Origin of the sequence: Coleofasciculus chthonoplastes PCC 7420 (assembly GCF_000155555.1) — a bacterium.
GTDB classification, from domain to species: Bacteria; Cyanobacteriota; Cyanobacteriia; order Cyanobacteriales; family Coleofasciculaceae; genus Coleofasciculus; species Coleofasciculus chthonoplastes_A.
The window spans coordinates 298,768-315,468 of record NZ_DS989841.1; the positions used below are offsets into that span (position 1 = coordinate 298,768).

A 16,701-nucleotide genomic window follows, 5' to 3' on the forward strand; every position below is an offset into this window, starting at 1 on the left:
GCGGGCGCAATTGCTGCGGCATTATGTCAAGTTAAAAATGTGTCCGGTGTACCTGATAGTTATGTCGTTAATGCCCAGCAACCCGAAGACAATTCTCCTATCGCCCTCAGCCAAACCTGCACCAATGAGGCGGTAAGTTATACGGTGAGTTATCCTCAAGGTTGGGTGACAAATTCGGGATCGGTGGTAGAACAGTGTAAGGTTTTTGATCCAGAATCAATTTCATTACCTGAACAATCTGAAAGTTTCGATGAAGCCGTACATATCCGAGTCGATAAGATTCCCTTTGAACGGGTAGCCCGTGAAGATAACCAGACGAGTCAAGAACTGTCTCGCCGTCAGACGACTATTGATGGGTATCAAGCGGTGGTTGTTGAAAATAAAGCCACAGGGATAGGATTAATCCCTGAGGGAGTCCGGTCTTATTTATACTTCGTCGATCTCGATGGGCAAACTCTGATTGGAACGACCTATGATATGCAAGGTCAACGCTATCAACGCAATAAACAAGTGTTAGACCAGATGATGAATAGCCTGAGTTTTAACCGTTAAAGTTTCTTCGGTAACTCGCTATCCACTTCGGGAAAATAGCGGCGGATTACGGCACAATCAAATTTTGACATGATAGACGAGGCGGGTTCACGTTCCAGTAGAAATTCAAACGCCGCTTCGACTAATTGTTCAGGTGAAACTTTCCCTTGCGACCAGGGAGCATCCCATTTTGGAAAAGAGAGAAAAGTTATTCGCGACTATAACTCGCGAATAATTACTTAATCTAAATATTAGATATCTTCTTGCTCAGAGTCAAAAGAAATATCTAGTAAGCTATTTTTAAGAGAATCAATAGTTTTTTGTAATTCGGACACTATCGTTCTTCTGGCGACAGACATCACAGAAGCAACATGGGCTTCACATCCAGCCTTACCTAAGTGCTTATATTTACTTAACTTGTGTGTGTCACTTGTGGTTGTGAAAGTGGGTGAACTAGCCTGTAGTTTGTAGTACCAGTAAACTTTTTGTGACTGTCGGACTTGATAACGTGCTACCCAAGCATCTGCTGGGGCGAGTTTTCCTTGACGCTCAAAGAAACTTTGGTAGGTTTCAAGACTAGCAATTGCCGTCTGTAAACGAGTTATTCTTTCCAGCTTATCGTGTTGTGACTTTCTGGAAACCCTTTTGCCCATTTTTCTATCTCCATGATGATATATTCGCCATTCTAACTCGCGAATTTATCAAAAATGGGCGGTACTTCAAGTCCTTATATCAATTCTCTGTAAAAATGCGCTTAATAATTAGGGAAGTTGGCATTAAATAGCCAGTTGACCGTTTAAATAAGCACAACGAAGTTGTAAAATGTTAACCACGTTTTCTTTGAGCCACTGGGCGCCAGTTAGTTTAACACGATGGCTAATTTGTTTGACGGCTGACTCGACGGCTCCGCTGCCAATTGAACAAATTTGTTCCTGTTGATAAGATTGATAATTGATTAACCTTTGACGGTGCTTGTTTAGATAGCTAATAAAGTTGTTTCCTCCTAGGGGTTGAGCTGACTTCAACAACTTTATCGCCTCGGATGCCTGTCCCGTCCACAGGTCAGCTTCTAACTGGTCTTTGATAGATTTTTTGGTTTCTATTTTATGCAGGTTTTCGGTCAGGTGATACCAGTCTAAAACTTCGATTCTATCCTTATTCTCCCCAATTTCGGCAAAGATGTTCCATATCCCATCATGTCCATCCCTAAACAGTACAAGGGTGAGGTTATGTTTGACTATTATCCATCCGTTAAAGATAGATATCTGAAAGAAAGCTCCGTAATAAATTCTTGTAAGCGAGCTGTTTTATATTCTTGCCAAAACTCGGTTCTCCTTTCTCTGCCGTCCTCAAGCGAATTTTTCCGCCATCAACGCTTATCTCTGATAATCCTTGTTTGAGATCCGGAAGCGGTAATTCAATTTGATTCACTTTCCGATGATGCGTGGAGTGACCAACTTTTAGCCCCGTTAACAAATACAAATCACTCTCCGCATTTTGATAAGATTCATTGGCGCTTAAAAGAAGACAGCATTTTTCTAGCAAAGGGCTATGGCGTGTATAGGCTTCTATCCCTAAAGCATCTGCTTGTTTTTTGGTAATCTTTAGTTTTCCCAGGCAGCTTTTTAGGGTTCGGGTTTTCCCGCGTCGGGTTTGGGTTTTTTGGGTGATAAAAAAAGGGCGATTTGGGGACTAACGTATTCTAAAATTTGGTTTCTGACTGTAATTTCGATGTCAGCTAGGGTTTCTAAACTGTCTGTGTCACTATTGTTGTACAGAATCTCACTTGCTCGTCTTAAACAAGCTTCCAGTTCCAGGCGTTCGGCTTGGTTCATCAGTAAACTTTGTGAATATCTCCATCTATATTATGTCACCTTGAGTCGTTCAAGTATACACGGAGATTTAATTCGCGAGTAATAACCGCGAATTAAAAATCGACCTTTCCCGGCTATTTGCCAAAATGGGATGCTCCCTGCGACCATTGGTTATAGTCTGATTGACTGAGGGTGACATCGTAGTTATATTCGCGATCATTTTCTAGTTTCACCTGATAAGACCAGCCGTTGTCACATTCAGTTGCGGATTGGATGGTGATGTTAGCCATATCTACCGTTTGTCTGGTGTGCTTTGGTGTTGGGTAATCAGCAAGACAACCCAACAGTAGCTAGACTATCATCCCTGGATGCGATCGCGATCGCTACTATTCGATACAGTAGTGGTGTGGTACACCTAATTTGTTGGGTTGGAATTGTAGGGGCGCACCGACGTGCGCCCGATTGAACGGTGAACTCTATGCCACAAATTTAGCTGTATCACACCAGTAGGATAAAGCTCAATTATTCACTCATGGCAACATCTTCTTGGAAACCCAAAGGCACATCTCTCCCGTCAACCGTGATTATTCGGTTGGGCAAGTTTGTCTGGACGACAATGTGGCAGATTATGATGTCCAAACTAGCACCGCCCAGCAAAAAGGGAGAATACATTCGCCCAGAGAGTCAGTTTAGACATGCGATTGGAACAGACGCGGGAAATCCCTATCCACCCACCCCAGGGCGCTATACTCTGTTTGTGGGACTCGGATGTCCTTGGGCGCATCGGACGCTGGTTGTTCGGGCGCTGAAGGGATTGGATGAGGTGATTGGAGTATCGATTGTCTCGCCGTCTTCAGATCAGGGAATTTGGGTGTTTGAGAAACCCGAAGAGGGCTGTCACACGTTGCCGGAATTATACCAGTTAGCCCTATCCGGTTACAGTGGGCGTTCGACAGTTCCCGTATTGTGGGATAACCAGACGAAAACGATAGTTAATAATGAGAGTGCCGAGATTATTGTTATGCTCAACTCTCAGTTTAATCAGTTCGCTAAGAATGCTGCACTGGACTTGTATCCAGAGGATCTGAAGTCCGCGATCGCTGAGTGGAATGATAAAATTTACCATACGGTGAATAATGGCGTTTATCGCTGCGGTTTTGCCCAATCTCAAGAGGCTTATGATCAAGCCTGTGATGAATTGTTTACGACACTCAATGAAATTGATGCGGTATTAGAGACAAATCGCTATTTGTGTGGCGATAGAGTGACGTTGGCAGATGTGCGTCTATTTACAACCCTATTCCGTTTTGATATTGTTTACTATGGACTCTTTAAGTGCAACCGTCGTCGGATTAAAGACTATCAAAACTTAGGGGTTTACCTGCGCGATTTGTATCAGCTTCCGGGGGTTGCGGATACCTGTGATTTGGAGAGTGTTAAGCGAGATTATTACGGCAATCTGTTTCCACTGAATCCTGGCGGAATTATCCCGAGTGGTCCCGATGTGTCTAGCCTTATGGAACCTCATGGTCGAGATACTGTTGGCATAGCTTCAGTGAGAAGCTAAGTATGGTCTGCTGAATAAGTCTTGTGGTGGGAATAGGCAATAGGCAATAGGCAATAGGCAATAGGCAATAGGCAATAGGCAATAGGCAATAGGTAATAGTTTCAACATCTCGACTTACAAAGAACGTTTGCCATGGTAAAAGTTCCTGGTAAAATTTTGTCCAACGTCCAGTAGTTAAGATGGGCTAAGTGTAGTTAATAGACCACCATTCTCGCACAATACGTCCGTCGCGTTATAGTGCTGCCACAAAACCCGATAGAGATGTAAAGGCGAAGTCTTACCCTTCACAAAAACAGGTGGTATTTTTTCGAGGGGAATACTCGGATCACCCAGCTTATCAAACGTACTTTGAGCGATTAAAATTTGCCCAGCTTGAGCCACGTCACAAATTCGACTGCTCACATTTGTTGTATCCCCAATTGTGGCATATTGAATCATATTTTGAGAACCAATATTTCCAGCCGCGACTGTACCTGTATTCAAACCAATGTGAATTTGAATCGGTTGTCGGTTTTCGCGAATCCATTTTTGATTTAAGCGGGAAACTGCCCATTGCATTTCAATCGCTGCTTGTACCGCTAAATCTACATCATCGGGTTGGCGATACGGTGCGCCCCAAATTGCTAGAATTCCATCACCGATGTACTTTTCTAACGTTCCTTCGTAAGGAAAAACAATCTCTTCTACAATGACTTGGAAATACTCATTCAGCATTTCAACAATCTGACGCGGTTCCATTTCCGCCGACATTTGCGTATAGTTGCTAATATCGGCAAACAAAGCCGTCACTTCTGTCTCCACCGTGGCTAAATTACCTTCTTCCCGTAACTTGCGACTAACAGATTGAGGAAAGAATCGTTCCAACTTTGCCCTCATTACTTCCTGTTCCTGCATCTTTTTATACAGGCGGGAATTTTCAATCGCGATCGCGGCTTGGTTGGCTAGACAAGTTAAAAACTCTAAATCTTCATCGGAGTAGATATCCGTCATTGATAAATTATCCACATACAATACCCCAATCACCTCATCGGCGGGTTTCAGAGGAACACACATTGCGGCATGAATCCCTTGTTCAACAATAGAGATTGAATCGTTAAATAAGATATCTTTACAAGCATCGTCCGTGAGAATCGCATCCCCCTGATGACGGACAAAATTAGTAATTTTACTACTGTAAAAATTCTCTTCAGTCGGGATTCCAGAACGCCAGTTTACCGCTTTTTGTTCCAGTATTTCATTCGTTTCATTGACCATCAAAATTGTGGCGCGGTCAATATGCATGATTTCAAACAGCAAATCGATTATTTTTTGCAGCAATTGATCAGGATCTTCTGGAGAAGACAATTGTTTACTGACTTCCAGTAAAATTTGCAATTTATCAACCGTTCGTTGATGAGTATCTTGCTGCTTCAGTTTAATAATAGAATTTTCTGACTTATCGGGTTGCAATAAATCAGTGATTGCAATTCTAGTTTTTTCCGGAGAGACTTGCTTGACAATTGAAATTTCCGTATCATCGTCCGATGATACAGTTTTCTCAACGTTAGGGATTTGCTGTACAAACTTAAACGATACATCCCCTAAACGAATAAAATCTCCATCCTTAAGTTGACATTGTTCAACTTTAAACTCATTCACAAACGTACCATTGAGGCTATTGAGATCCCGCAGTATCACAGCGTCAGGGGAGAGCAAAATCTGAGCGTGGTAACGGGAAAGATAGGTATGGTCAACTACAATAGTGTTATCCTCTTCCCGCCCAATTGTATTCGCGCCCCAACTTAATGGATAGATTTGCTTGTGCAAGATTTCACAAGTACAGATTAAGTAAGTCACTTTTTTAAAGAGGTAAGACTGTTAAAAAATAGTCTTATTTAATGTTCCTATTTCACTATTCTGACTACAGGGATTCTTTCAGATAGATATGTGTTAGGAGTTGGTGAGGAATTGGTAAAGAGTCTATAAAGTGATCATTCGTCTTATGTCATTCGTCTTATGTCATTCGTCATACTCGCTTTCATCGAGAAGCAAGCTACGTCATTCGTCCTTTGTTAATTGTTCATGGTTCCGCCGAAAAATTTATTCTCTCCCTCATCTCCCTCATCTTCCTCATCTTCCCCATCTCCCTCATCTCCCTCATCTTCCCCATCTCCTTAAAACGGAAATGCCTCAGGAGGAGCAATATCATCCCCTGCTTGTACACCAGTTTGACTCGATTTAATCCCAGGCTTATGGGTAGATTTGTTAGTTTCAGCTTTTGGAGAAACAGAGTTTTGACCAGAAGGAACAGGTTCAGGTTCCGCTGTATTTTGTGGTACAGATTGTTGATTCGACATCCAGTTAAGTCCTCCCACTGCTCCTGCAATCAACGTGGCGTAACCTAGATATAAATGAACAGATTTAAGGTGAAACCCTGTCGCGACTGGATCTTTATACCAGGAAGGAATCACAGACTTGACCGGATCAATTTCCGGCAAAGACAAGGCTAACCCTACACCATCTAACCCTAGAGCATAACCAAGTCGGCGAATAAAACCACGAATATAAATATCCTCTGGTAGCTGAGCCAGACTACCCGTTTCTAATGCTTCAATTTGATGAATGGGGACTAAGGTTTGGCGATGTAGTTGCTGAAGACTCAAAGAACGGGATTTACGCGCTCGTCGCAGTTGTTGACCAATTTGCTGCAACATCTCTTCCCGTTCTAGGGAAAGCTTTTGGGCGGCTAATTCTGCTTTAGTGAGTTTTTTACGCGACTGAGTTTCCCCAATCTCTCGATCTGCTAAACTGGGCGATAAGTTTGTCTCAACTCTATGGGACATCGTTTCTTTAGAGCCAATGGGACATTCCGTCTCTTCAGTTTCGGGAATCTCCAACTCCTCCTCTTCGGTTTCTGTCGGTTGATTCATTCCGTCAGAAGCCACAGGAGTCACAGGAACAACCTTATACTGTCTAGCAAATTCCTGAAATGTCAACCTTACGGCTTCTCGCCCCACCGCCTTGACCAGAATATGGGCGTTGCTTGAGGCTTCCCCTAACATCGTTTGTAACCCAGCCATGGTGCGGCGGTAAACTTCACTATCGATGAGTTCCGCCTCAATCTGATTCAGAATAGACCGCAATCCTTCCTGAGAAAGTTCAATGGTTGAGCTATCGATAAAACCATTACCATACGTAGGTTGCATTACCATAACTTGCTCTTGCTCGTTGTTGTTTACATATTTAAGGATGAGGTACTCCAGAGTAAGGGATTCGGTTGGATAGGATGAATTCCCTACTCCGTTTGGGCGGTCAAATCCTAGCATCCTTACCTCCAACATTATTGAATGAACACCAAAGCCGGAGTTTGGAGTTCATTCATCTGACCCGCAACAATTGTTAATAAATTGATAAGGGCACCGAAGGCGTTTGATTACCTTTTTCTGTCATCAAGGCATTCATCCGGATAATCTGATACTAAATCCGGGTTAACTATTTCCTTTTTGGTAAGGACAAGGCAGATGGCAGATGGCAGATGGCTTCCAGGAAACAGCACCCCGGTGATATAAGAGGTTAACGAAGCAGATTTGGTATGAATTATGGCAAACTAATCAACGTATGATCAATGATAAAAACCCCTTCATGCTAGATGAAGGGGTCTTATTGCATCTGAAAATTGAATTTAGGAATGGAGCCTACGGGAATTGAACCCGTGTCCGCATTGGGTATTTACCTACCGATCATTCACAGGTTTAGCCCTTCTCATCCTCAGGGCGGGAACCATCCATTATCCCGGATGGTGGGATGCTTTGGTTAGGTCTTTGCTAACCAGCCGACCAAAGACAGCTAACTAGCGCATCCGTTGGGGTTGTGTCCTTAGCCCTTAACGGAGTCAGACTAAGAACGCTCGAACCTATAAGAGGTGTTTAAGCGGCTACAGGAGCTGCCTTACGAGCAAAAGGAACGATGTTGTTCGCAGTTACTTTTGTTTGAGTCCGGGATTTACGAGAGAAGACTCACTCTCGACCTGTATCACGGGTTGGCTTTCACCAACACGTCGAAACCATTAAGGCCCCCTGTGATATATTTTCATTTTAATTAAAAGTTTGGCGATCGACCACCGTAGCCTGAGGATTGGGGAAGTGCGAGAGTTTTGACCCTTGACGACTGAAGGCATAGTTTGTCGGGGCGAGTTTCACCCTGCCCTGATCGAGTGTTGACCGTCTGGGAATTGGCGATTGGCGACGGGCAATGCATACGACACTCTAAATAACTGTATTTAATGTTACAAAAAATTTATTGATGGGAGTGTAAAACTAAATCGCGATACGGAAGTATGAAGCAACTAGGGGCGAAGAAACGTCAGAAACAGCGACTTCAACGAAGTAAGTCGCCGTAGTTCATCGTGTCATACTGGTCTGATACATATAAATAAAGAAACGTAAGTGAGGAGCTAGAATCTTGAAAAAGGTAGAAGCGATTATTCGACCCTTTAAGCTTGATGAAGTTAAAATCGCCTTGGTCAACGCTGGAATCGTCGGGATGACGGTTTCGGAAGTTCGGGGATTTGGACGCCAAAAAGGTCAAACCGAACGCTATCGAGGTTCTGAATACACCGTTGAGTTCCTACAAAAGCTCAAAGTGGAGATTGTCGTCGAAGATGCCCAAGTCGATATGGTAGTAGAAAAAGTTATTGCTGCTGCTCGCACGGGTGAAATTGGCGACGGAAAAATCTTCATCAGTCCCGTTGAGGAAATTGTCCGGATCAGGACAGGTGAACGGAATCTGGAAGCTGTTTAAATTACCTTATGAATTATGGATTAAAAATTAAGGTTTCTAATTCATAATTCATAAGAGTTGATTGAACTGGGGGAGGAGTAATTCAAAGGCTTTGCCCCGGTGACTGTAGCGTCGCTTCAGTTCCGGAGTCATTTGGGCAAAGGTTAATCTCTGTTCTGGCACGTAAAAAATCGGATCGTAGCCAAAGCCACCTGTACCCAAGGGAGCCTTAAGAATTTCACCTCGGCACACGCCCTCCACTTCTAAGGCGATTGTGCCATTAGGACGAACGATCGCGATCGCACAAACAAACTGCGCCCCCCGATTAGACGTATCTCCTAATTCAGATAGCAACCGCTGAATCCGTTCTGCATCGGTTTTGCCATAGCGTGCAGAATAAATCCCCGGTGCTCCATTTAAAGCGTCTACTTGTAAACCGGAATCATCGGCGATTGACCATTCACCCGTAGCTTGGGCGACACCTAACGCCTTGAGACGAGCATTTGCTGTAAAAGTATCGCCTGTTTCCTCAATCTCGATTTCCGGTGGCTTAAGCTGCAATTCCCAGGGTAAATCCTCAAGATATGCCTCCATCTCCCGCAATTTACCGGGATTTCCAGTAGCAACAATTAATTTGGTCATTTGTCATTTGTCATTTGTCATTCGTCCTTTGTCATTTAGTCAGGGCGGGTTTAGTTACATCTGGGTGTAACCGAAAAGATAGTTGTGAAACCCGCCCCTACACAATTTTCCCATCACCCCCATCTTCCCTATCTCCCTCTGCTTCCTCATCCCTGATTTCTATTTGCCCAATCTTTTGCCCAATTGAGAGTTTGACGAACTTGTTCTGGAGTCGAAGCTTCACAGTAAAGGCGTAAGACGGGTTCGGTACCACTGAAACGAATCAATAACCAGCTACCATCAGCTAACCGAAATTTATACCCATCGATGGTTAAACAATCAACAACGGCTTGACCATTAATCTCAGTGGGGGGTTGGGTTTGCAGTTGGTTGAGTAGACGCGATCGCTCATCCATTCCCGCTAGATGTAAATCAATGCGGTCATAGACTGAGGTATAGCCAACTTGCTCTTGTAAGCTTTGGTAAAGTTGGCTTAAATCCATACCCGATTCCGCGATCGCTTCCAACAGATATAGGGCAGAGAGTAAGGCATCGCGTTCTGGGATATGTGTCCCATACCCAATTCCACCAGATTCTTCACCTCCGAGCAAGACTTGGGTAGATAGCATGCGATCGGCAATATATTTGTACCCAATGGGGGTTTCGTGGAGGGGCAATTGATAAAGCTGGGCAATTTGGGGAATTAAATCCGAACCACTAATCGTTTTTACCACTTCCCCTGTCTCTTGCCGCCGGGATGCTAAATGTTCAATCAGAATCGGGATCAGAATTTGAGAACTGAGGAAATTGCCTTGTCCATCCACTGCTGCGATGCGATCGCTATCTCCGTCAAAGACCAATCCTACCCGTAATGTACCCTCAGTTTGCCGTCGGTGGGTACGGATTTGGCGAAAGAGTTGAGACAGATAACGGGGCAAAGGTTCCGGCGCACCGCCACCAAATAAGGGATCACGGGAGCTATTGAGTTCCTGAATCGGTACATTTAAAATTTTGCTCAAGCCCCCTGCGGCTGCGCCATGCATGACATCGGCAAAGACAGTCAATTTACCTTGGCTAATCAGGTTCTGAATACTCGCCAAATTTATTTTTGATCGCAGCGCATCACAATAACTTGACCAAGGATCAAAGGATTGGATTTTACCTGGCGTTGGCGCTGAGGTTGGGGGTTGAGCGAGTTTGGCTTCAATTTTTTGGGTAATTTCTGGCGGAACTGATCCCCCAAATGCCCCCTTCACTTTTAATCCCAGATAACTGGCTGGGTTATGGCTAGCCGTTAGAACCAAAGCACCTAGAGCATTCTGGTTATTTGCTGCCCAGCTAAATGCCGGAGTGGGCGCGTAACTTTCAGAAAGCAACACATCAAATCCCAGGGATTGGACAACCTCCGCCGTCTTTTTGGCAAAGGTTTCTGCCATAAAGCGCCGATCATAACCCACCACCACAGTCCGGCTACCGCTGGTTTTGCCATAACACTCAGCCAGAACTTGAGTAGCGGCTGTTGCGACTAACGCCACACGCTCAAAAGTAAAATCGGCGGCGATCACACCTCGCCAGCCGTCTGTGCCAAACTTAATTTCATTCATAGTCCCTGCTCAAAAATAAGAATAATAAGATAAAGTGCTAAGACTGACGGCTGGATCTTAGCACCTGTTGCGCCAACTGTCTTGTTGGCGCAACATCGTTTAACCTAATCTCCAAGACGTTTCCCGCCGTAATCTCGCTCCGCAAGCGGTGAGATGAATTGGCAGAGGGAGAAAACTTGTTTTCATCTCATTAGCAAAGCATTCTAAGTCGTTATAGACGATCCTAACTTTACCCTGCCTGAGCCAACGTCTGGCGTGACTAGATTGGGTTGGCAAGCGCTAGCTCGCGTTAGGGTTGTTGAATCTCAGAGATGGCTGCTTCCGGGAAATTTGTCAGCAGCGATCGCAGCTTCATCCGTGCCACATAAGGCCAACCCCCTAATTCTTCAATATCTTTAAGCAGCGCATACAGGGTTTGTCGATTGTCGGGTAACGAGTCTTGAAATAGACCATCTCGGATCTCGCGGTGCGCCTCTTCCAGCGTCCGCAGCAGAGCCAGCAGTGTTAATGTATCCCCTTTATGCTTATCGGCTAACGCCCAAATCTCCGTCCTTAGAGCTTGTAATTTGACCTGTAGATCCTGAGCATCTAACTCATCACTAAAATTCATCCTACCCCTGTCAATCTTCGTTGTTTCTTGCCACCTGCTTGATTGAAAGCGTAAAAGTGTCGCTTCCCGTGTACAATGCTAGAGAAAAGCTAAGGTTCACGCTTTCGGCATCCTGTAGGGAACAAGGCTTTAGTAAGCCACCGTTCGATCTACTAAGCGATCACCGATAACCAGCGTGTGACCAAAACTATACCATGGTGTCAACGACCGCACACCTAATCGCAGGATCAGGTGTAGGCTCTTCAAAGCCTGTTGACCATGGGAGTAATCCCAGTGCGGCAATTTCGTCGGGCGTTGCCCACCTGCTTCGCTATCGGACGCTGACCCTCCGGGTTCTCCTCGTCCGCCCCTTTGCCGCATTTCATTTAAGGTGGAGTGAATTTAGGGTGACTTTCGTTGATATGGTAAGGATAGTTGCGGTTTTATTTATATAAACCACAGCCTGATTCACTAACTAATCACCATAAAAAAATTTTTCTTGTTTTAGAGATTGACGATTGAGGTTGACCATGAGGTATCGCGCATTGATTGTTGCCTTTTTGGCATTGTGTCTGGGGGTGTTAACGGCTTGTTCAGAAGCAACAGCGACTAGTCCTGATCAATTGACCTACGACCAGATTAGAAATACGGGCTTAGCGAATTTATGTCCCCAGCTCTCAGAAACAACTCGTGGTTCTATTCCCATTGAGTCTGATAAGTCCTATCGAATTGTCGAGCTGTGTTTACAGCCAACCAGCTTCTTTGTCAAGGAAGAACCGACAAATAAGCGTAGAGAGGCAGAATATATCCCAGGTAAGTTATTGACCCGGGCTACCTCTAGCCTAGATCAAGTTGAAGGTTCCTTGAATTTTGGAGAAAATGGCAGCCTTATCTTTACTGAAGAGGATGGTATTGACTTTCAAGCGATTACAGTACAGCTACCTGGAGGCGAACAAGTTCCCTTCATGTTCACAATTAAAAGTTTGGTTGCCACAAGTCAGCCAAACATGACAAGCGTGAATACGTCTACTGACTTTGAAGGGGAATTTAAGGTTCCGTCTTATCGAGGTGCTGTGTTCCTCGATCCCAAAGGTCGTGGTGTAGCATCTGGTTATGATAATGCGATCGCGCTGCCTTCCAAAGCGGATGAAGAGGAATTCGTTCGCGCTAACGTTAAGCGCGTAGAGACCCGATCCGGTGAGATGTCTCTACAGGTGTCTAAGGTGGATAGCTTCACCGGTGAAATTGCTGGTACCTTTGAGAGCGAACAGACGGCTGATACTGACTTAGGTGCCGAAGAAGAACCTGAAGAAGTCTTGATTCGCGGGATCTTTTACGGTCGCGTTGAAGCTGAAGATGCTTAACGGCTTAGGACTTCCGTACTAAACCGTCTTTGATTTAATTAATTAGGGGCATGGCGATAGTCATGTCCCTTTTGGCAAAAGCCGAACTGTTGTAGAGACGTTGCCTGCAACGTCTCTACCATAAGATGCTCTACCTTACCTGTTCCCTGGTAAACATGAAGAAAGGTTAAGCAAATTTACAAATTTTAACCTTAACTGGATTTTGCACTCACCCAAGACCTTGGTAGACTCAATATGCAGCTCTAAAAAATCGGCGCGGGTCGAGTCACCCCCCAATTGCCATATTCTCAAGTCCAAAATCGTAAGTAAGAGATAACAAGTACAACCAACTATGGTAGATACCCTTAAAAAACCTAGCTTTGAAGAAATCAGACCTGGCGTTAAATCCCCGGCGAAGGAGACCATTCTGACGCCTCGGTTCTACACGACAGACTTTGAAGCGATGGCGCAGATGGACATCTCGCCGAATGAGGATGAGCTATTGGCGATTCTAGAAGAGTTCCGTGCGGACTACAATCGCCACCACTTCGTCCGGGACGCTGAGTTTGAGCAGTCTTGGGAGCATATCGACGGTGAAACCCGCCGCTTGTTTGTGGAATTTCTGGAGCGTTCCTGTACAGCAGAATTCTCTGGATTTTTACTGTACAAAGAATTGGGTCGTCGGATCAAAGATAAAAGTCCGGTGCTGGCAGAGTGTTTCACCCTGATGTCTCGTGATGAAGCACGTCATGCTGGTTTTCTGAACAAGGCGATGTCAGATTTCAATCTGGCATTGGATTTGGGATTTTTGACCAAGAATAAGAAGTACACCTTCTTCCAGCCGAAGTTTATCTTCTACGCTACCTATTTGTCGGAGAAGATTGGCTACTGGCGGTATATCACCATTTATCGCCATTTTGAAGCCCATCCTGAAGACCGCATTTACCCCATCTTCCGGTTCTTTGAAAACTGGTGTCAGGACGAAAATCGTCATGGGGATTTCTTTGATGCGATCATGAAAGCCCAGCCGCAAATGTTAAATGATTGGCAGGCGAAGTTATGGTCTCGCTTCTTCTTGCTCTCAGTATTTGCGACAATGTATCTAAATGACATCCAACGGTCTGGTTTCTATCAGTCGATTGGTTTAGATGCCCGCGAGTATGATAAGCATGTGATTCAGAAGACCAACGAAACGGCGGCGCGGGTATTTCCAGTAATTTTAGATGTGGAACATCCTAAGTTCTACGAACGTCTAGAACTCTGTATTGGAAATAACGAAAAGTTGACGGAAATTGCTAACTCCAACAGTCCAAAGTTCGTGCAATTTTTCAAGAAGCTGCCCTACTATGTCTCTAATGGCTGGCAGTTCCTGAGACTCTACCTGATGAAGCCCATGGAAGTTGCTTCTCAACAGGGCGTAGTTCGTTAAATAACTCCGTTCCAGACAGCATGGTATGATAGCGCGTCTGGAACGACCTCAAATTTGTCTCCGCTAAATTTAGTGACATCTTCCCTCGCTGACATCTTTATGATGGATAGCGAGGATTTTTTCTGTAATAGTGACAGATCCAGTCATATCATGTTAATTGTTATAATCAGTAATTTTTGATGACTGACTTTTGAAGTTTTTTAATTTTGAATTTTAATCTGCGAATAAACAAGACTTAACGTTGAGTCAATAATATACTAGCTGACGACATCTTCTTCAGTTATTACAGCAGCCCTTGTTAACCCAGTGATAGTATCACTGGGTTTTTGCCCAGGAGAATCCCCTGGCTGTTTTGCCCACCAACTGCGATTAATAAACCAATGCTCTAGACTTTATTGAGCTTCCGTTGTAGGTAAGTGATCGTTTCTCCTACAGCTTCGAGCTTACCTCTCAGTTTCCACACACTTTCACTGTTTTCTCCTCTTGATTCGATGACATTAAGAGTCCGTTGGTATTCGGTCTGACGCTCTAACCAGTAATCCAAATCCTGACGAGAGACGGATGGAGACTGATCGCTAGAATTACTCAAGGTACTATCCTCAACTCAATACCATGTCAAGTTCAGCAATATAAACACCGCGTTGCTTGCCCACATAATAAAGAATATCTCTAAACTGACCAAAACCAGCGTCAACTGTATGTTTGCCTAGAAACCTTTCGCCATAGTTCGGAAATCAATATCCTCTAAGAAGATAGTTCCCGCCATGTCGCAGAGTTTATTAGCCAATTTGTACTGATAGTCTTTTCGCTTGAACCTGGGAAATCCATACCCCGATTTCGGAAAAAATCCCAAGCATCATGTAATGACAAGTTATAGTAAATGCTTATTTTGAGCGTATTTTGGGGGAGTCCATCTTGTTACTGAGCTTGTCGAAGTATCCCAACGCGCTCATCAAAGATTACAGCGTGGGACTTATAGCTCCCCCAAACCCCCTCGCAAAGTTAACTAAACAGTCCAGTTCCCATTGCATCTGAGTACAGACTTTTTCATAGCAAGCATTGACATATTCGCGATCGCTAGCTGCATCCCGACCATACCATTCAAAGACAATCGGCGCACAAACACGAGTGTAAATTTGGACAGGCAAGGGAATATTGGGTAAAGGTCCAATCGCTAATCCCCAGGGTAAACCTAAGTAGATGGGAAACACTTCCGGATCAAGACCAAATAACCACGGGAAAAGTCCCCAATCGTGCAATTGTCGAATCTGGTCGTAAAAATCAGCCAAGACAATCAATGTATCATGAGCGCCGTGAGAAATAACGGGTATAATCGGCACACCTTCCCGTAATGCCAGCTTAATAAACCCTTGACGACCCGCCAAATGGATTTTATTCCGCATGGTATGGGGACGAAAGACATCCTGTGCCCCCCCAGGGTAGACAAGGACACTAGCACCTCGACGCAAAGCCGCGATCGCCATTTTGGGATGAGTCCTGATTGCCCCCGTCTTAGCCGCTAGTCGTGCTGTGTTTGGGTCAATTTTCCAGCCATTGGGGTGCATCAGACCATAAACCGGACGTTCGGTACCAAAACGCCGAAACCAGTCATACATGACCATGATCATATCCGGTGCGACGAGTCCGCCATTGTGAGACCCCACAAATAAGGCGTTATCCTCATCGGGAATGTGATGCCAGCCATCGGTTTTCACCCGAAAGTAGTAGTGGTAAAACCATCCCCATAAGGGCATGAAAGATTGGATGGTTTGGGGATCACGTTCATCAAGTGACCAGCCGGGTTGGTCGTTTGGGATTGAGTTACCATTCATGAACGAAACAAAATGTTGGGTTGGGCGGATTCTGACCAAAAGCAGAAGAGTATAAGCTTACTTTTCACGGGATCTGGAAAACATCTCTCCAAACCTCTCTCCTGCTCGGAGTATAAGCGGCACAACCTGAGTGACTTTCTTCGAGAAACAGGATGACTTGCATCCTTAATAAATATTAACGGAACTCAATGCATAAGGCTCTACTTGCGGTATTCTCAGTCAAATGGTGAGGCTTTTTTAGTTTCCCCTACCGTGGCATAGTCCGAAATCAAGGACTGTGATTGCCTGGTGAACACCTTGCCACCATGGCAACAGCTATAAAATCCCCAAAAAAAACCCCCTAGGTGAGCCTCGAAGACACCGCTAGGGGATTCCCAAACAACCTAAACACTAAACAGGAGAATAACGACCACGTTGGAATGCGTTTAAGCTCCCTTACTTACCTAGTTTGCACCCCCGAACGGCTTTTTATGTTTAGCTATGATGAAAAGCGTGTAAAGATTTGATGAATTTTTGCCTGATTGAGTAACTCATATCACATTTTACTCTAGTGGGGGTGAGGGGTAGCACCCATCACAATGCTTGGGGAAATCCTTGGGACATTGATAGTACA

16 protein-coding genes, 1 other RNA gene and 2 pseudogenes are annotated in these 16,701 nt (G+C 44.6%); 6 read left to right on the plus strand and 13 right to left on the minus strand.

From position 1 onward, the window contains the following. Positions 1 to 552: hypothetical protein (locus MC7420_RS01280; protein WP_052307402.1), on the plus strand; the 552-nt coding region annotated here is incomplete at its 5' end. Positions 553 to 782: 230 nt separating this feature from the next. On the opposite strand, the gene MC7420_RS01285 is transcribed toward MC7420_RS01280, so the two are convergent. From MC7420_RS01285 to MC7420_RS38915, 3 genes and pseudogenes are all read right to left on the minus strand, one after another. Further along, positions 783 to 1,184: a hypothetical protein gene (locus tag MC7420_RS01285; RefSeq protein WP_006098269.1), complete on the minus strand. Its 402-nt coding sequence runs from the start codon at positions 1,182 to 1,184 to the stop codon at positions 783 to 785. Between the two features lie 123 nt (positions 1,185 to 1,307). Beyond that, positions 1,308 to 2,366, minus strand: a pseudogene (locus MC7420_RS34745) (ISKra4 family transposase). Between the two features lie 113 nt (positions 2,367 to 2,479). Then, complete coding sequence (locus tag MC7420_RS38915; protein WP_006097800.1) at positions 2,480 to 2,635, minus strand: hypothetical protein; 156 nt, start codon at positions 2,633 to 2,635, stop codon at positions 2,480 to 2,482. A 29-nt stretch (positions 2,636 to 2,664) separates the two neighbouring features. Here MC7420_RS38915 and MC7420_RS38920 point away from each other — a divergent pair, with 29 nt between their 5' ends. Continuing rightward, complete coding sequence (locus MC7420_RS38920; protein ID WP_157452978.1) at positions 2,665 to 2,811, plus strand: hypothetical protein; 147 nt, start codon at positions 2,665 to 2,667, stop codon at positions 2,809 to 2,811. Between the two features lie 66 nt (positions 2,812 to 2,877). Beyond that, positions 2,878 to 3,912, plus strand: a complete 1,035-nt coding sequence (locus MC7420_RS01305) for a glutathione S-transferase family protein (protein ID WP_006097855.1) — start codon at positions 2,878 to 2,880, stop codon at positions 3,910 to 3,912. Positions 3,913 to 4,086: 174 nt separating this feature from the next. Here MC7420_RS01305 and MC7420_RS01310 read toward each other — a convergent pair whose 3' ends face one another. The 3 genes from MC7420_RS01310 to ssrA form a co-directional block, all read right to left on the minus strand. Further along, positions 4,087 to 5,748, minus strand: a complete 1,662-nt coding sequence (locus MC7420_RS01310) for an adenylate/guanylate cyclase domain-containing protein (RefSeq protein ID WP_044204230.1) — start codon at positions 5,746 to 5,748, stop codon at positions 4,087 to 4,089. Between the two features lie 317 nt (positions 5,749 to 6,065). Then, on the minus strand, positions 6,066 to 7,103 hold the full coding sequence (locus MC7420_RS01315; RefSeq protein ID WP_044204453.1) for a helix-turn-helix domain-containing protein: 1,038 nt from the start codon (positions 7,101 to 7,103) through the stop codon (positions 6,066 to 6,068). A 474-nt stretch (positions 7,104 to 7,577) separates the two neighbouring features. Further along, positions 7,578 to 7,967, minus strand: a transfer-messenger RNA (tmRNA) gene (gene ssrA, locus MC7420_RS36080). 385 nt (positions 7,968 to 8,352) lie between these two features. Between ssrA and MC7420_RS01320 the strand changes: the two genes are divergently transcribed. Next, positions 8,353 to 8,691, plus strand: coding sequence for a P-II family nitrogen regulator (locus tag MC7420_RS01320; RefSeq protein WP_006098071.1), 339 nt, complete (start codon positions 8,353 to 8,355; stop codon positions 8,689 to 8,691). Between the two features lie 48 nt (positions 8,692 to 8,739). Here MC7420_RS01320 and rdgB read toward each other — a convergent pair whose 3' ends face one another. From rdgB to MC7420_RS38925, 4 genes are all read right to left on the minus strand, one after another. After that, positions 8,740 to 9,312, minus strand: a complete 573-nt coding sequence (rdgB, locus tag MC7420_RS01325) for an RdgB/HAM1 family non-canonical purine NTP pyrophosphatase (RefSeq protein ID WP_006098190.1) — start codon at positions 9,310 to 9,312, stop codon at positions 8,740 to 8,742. Positions 9,313 to 9,458: 146 nt separating this feature from the next. Beyond that, a complete protein-coding gene (locus MC7420_RS01330; protein WP_006098203.1) occupies positions 9,459 to 10,895 on the minus strand; it encodes a phosphoglucomutase/phosphomannomutase family protein in 1,437 nt (478 codons plus the stop codon). A gap of 289 nt (positions 10,896 to 11,184) precedes the next feature. Further along, entirely contained in the window at positions 11,185 to 11,505 is a 321-nt protein-coding gene (locus MC7420_RS01335; protein ID WP_006098291.1) for a hypothetical protein, read from the minus strand. Positions 11,506 to 11,634: 129 nt separating this feature from the next. After that, positions 11,635 to 11,865 (minus strand): hypothetical protein, encoded by a 231-nt coding sequence (locus tag MC7420_RS38925; protein WP_006098136.1) that lies wholly within the window; start codon positions 11,863 to 11,865, stop codon positions 11,635 to 11,637. A 149-nt stretch (positions 11,866 to 12,014) separates the two neighbouring features. On the opposite strand from MC7420_RS38925, the gene psbO reads away from it, so the two are divergent. Beyond that, positions 12,015 to 12,848, plus strand: a complete 834-nt coding sequence (gene psbO / locus MC7420_RS01340; RefSeq protein ID WP_044204234.1) for a photosystem II manganese-stabilizing polypeptide — start codon at positions 12,015 to 12,017, stop codon at positions 12,846 to 12,848. 331 nt (positions 12,849 to 13,179) lie between these two features. Next, entirely contained in the window at positions 13,180 to 14,256 is a 1,077-nt protein-coding gene (gene acsF / locus MC7420_RS01345; RefSeq protein WP_006098262.1) for a magnesium-protoporphyrin IX monomethyl ester (oxidative) cyclase, read from the plus strand. Positions 14,257 to 14,641: 385 nt separating this feature from the next. Here acsF and MC7420_RS38930 read toward each other — a convergent pair whose 3' ends face one another. The 3 genes and pseudogenes from MC7420_RS38930 to MC7420_RS01350 all read right to left on the minus strand — a co-directional run bounded on the left by MC7420_RS38930 (position 14,642) and on the right by MC7420_RS01350 (position 16,088). Then, entirely contained in the window at positions 14,642 to 14,845 is a 204-nt protein-coding gene (locus tag MC7420_RS38930; protein WP_006097876.1) for a hypothetical protein, read from the minus strand. A 25-nt stretch (positions 14,846 to 14,870) separates the two neighbouring features. Next, positions 14,871 to 15,070 (minus strand): annotated as a pseudogene (locus MC7420_RS42210) (RNA-guided endonuclease TnpB family protein); the annotation flags it as partial. Between the two features lie 145 nt (positions 15,071 to 15,215). Further along, on the minus strand, positions 15,216 to 16,088 hold the full coding sequence (locus MC7420_RS01350) for a lysophospholipid acyltransferase family protein (RefSeq protein ID WP_006098285.1): 873 nt from the start codon (positions 16,086 to 16,088) through the stop codon (positions 15,216 to 15,218). Positions 16,089 to 16,701 lie beyond the last annotated feature (613 nt).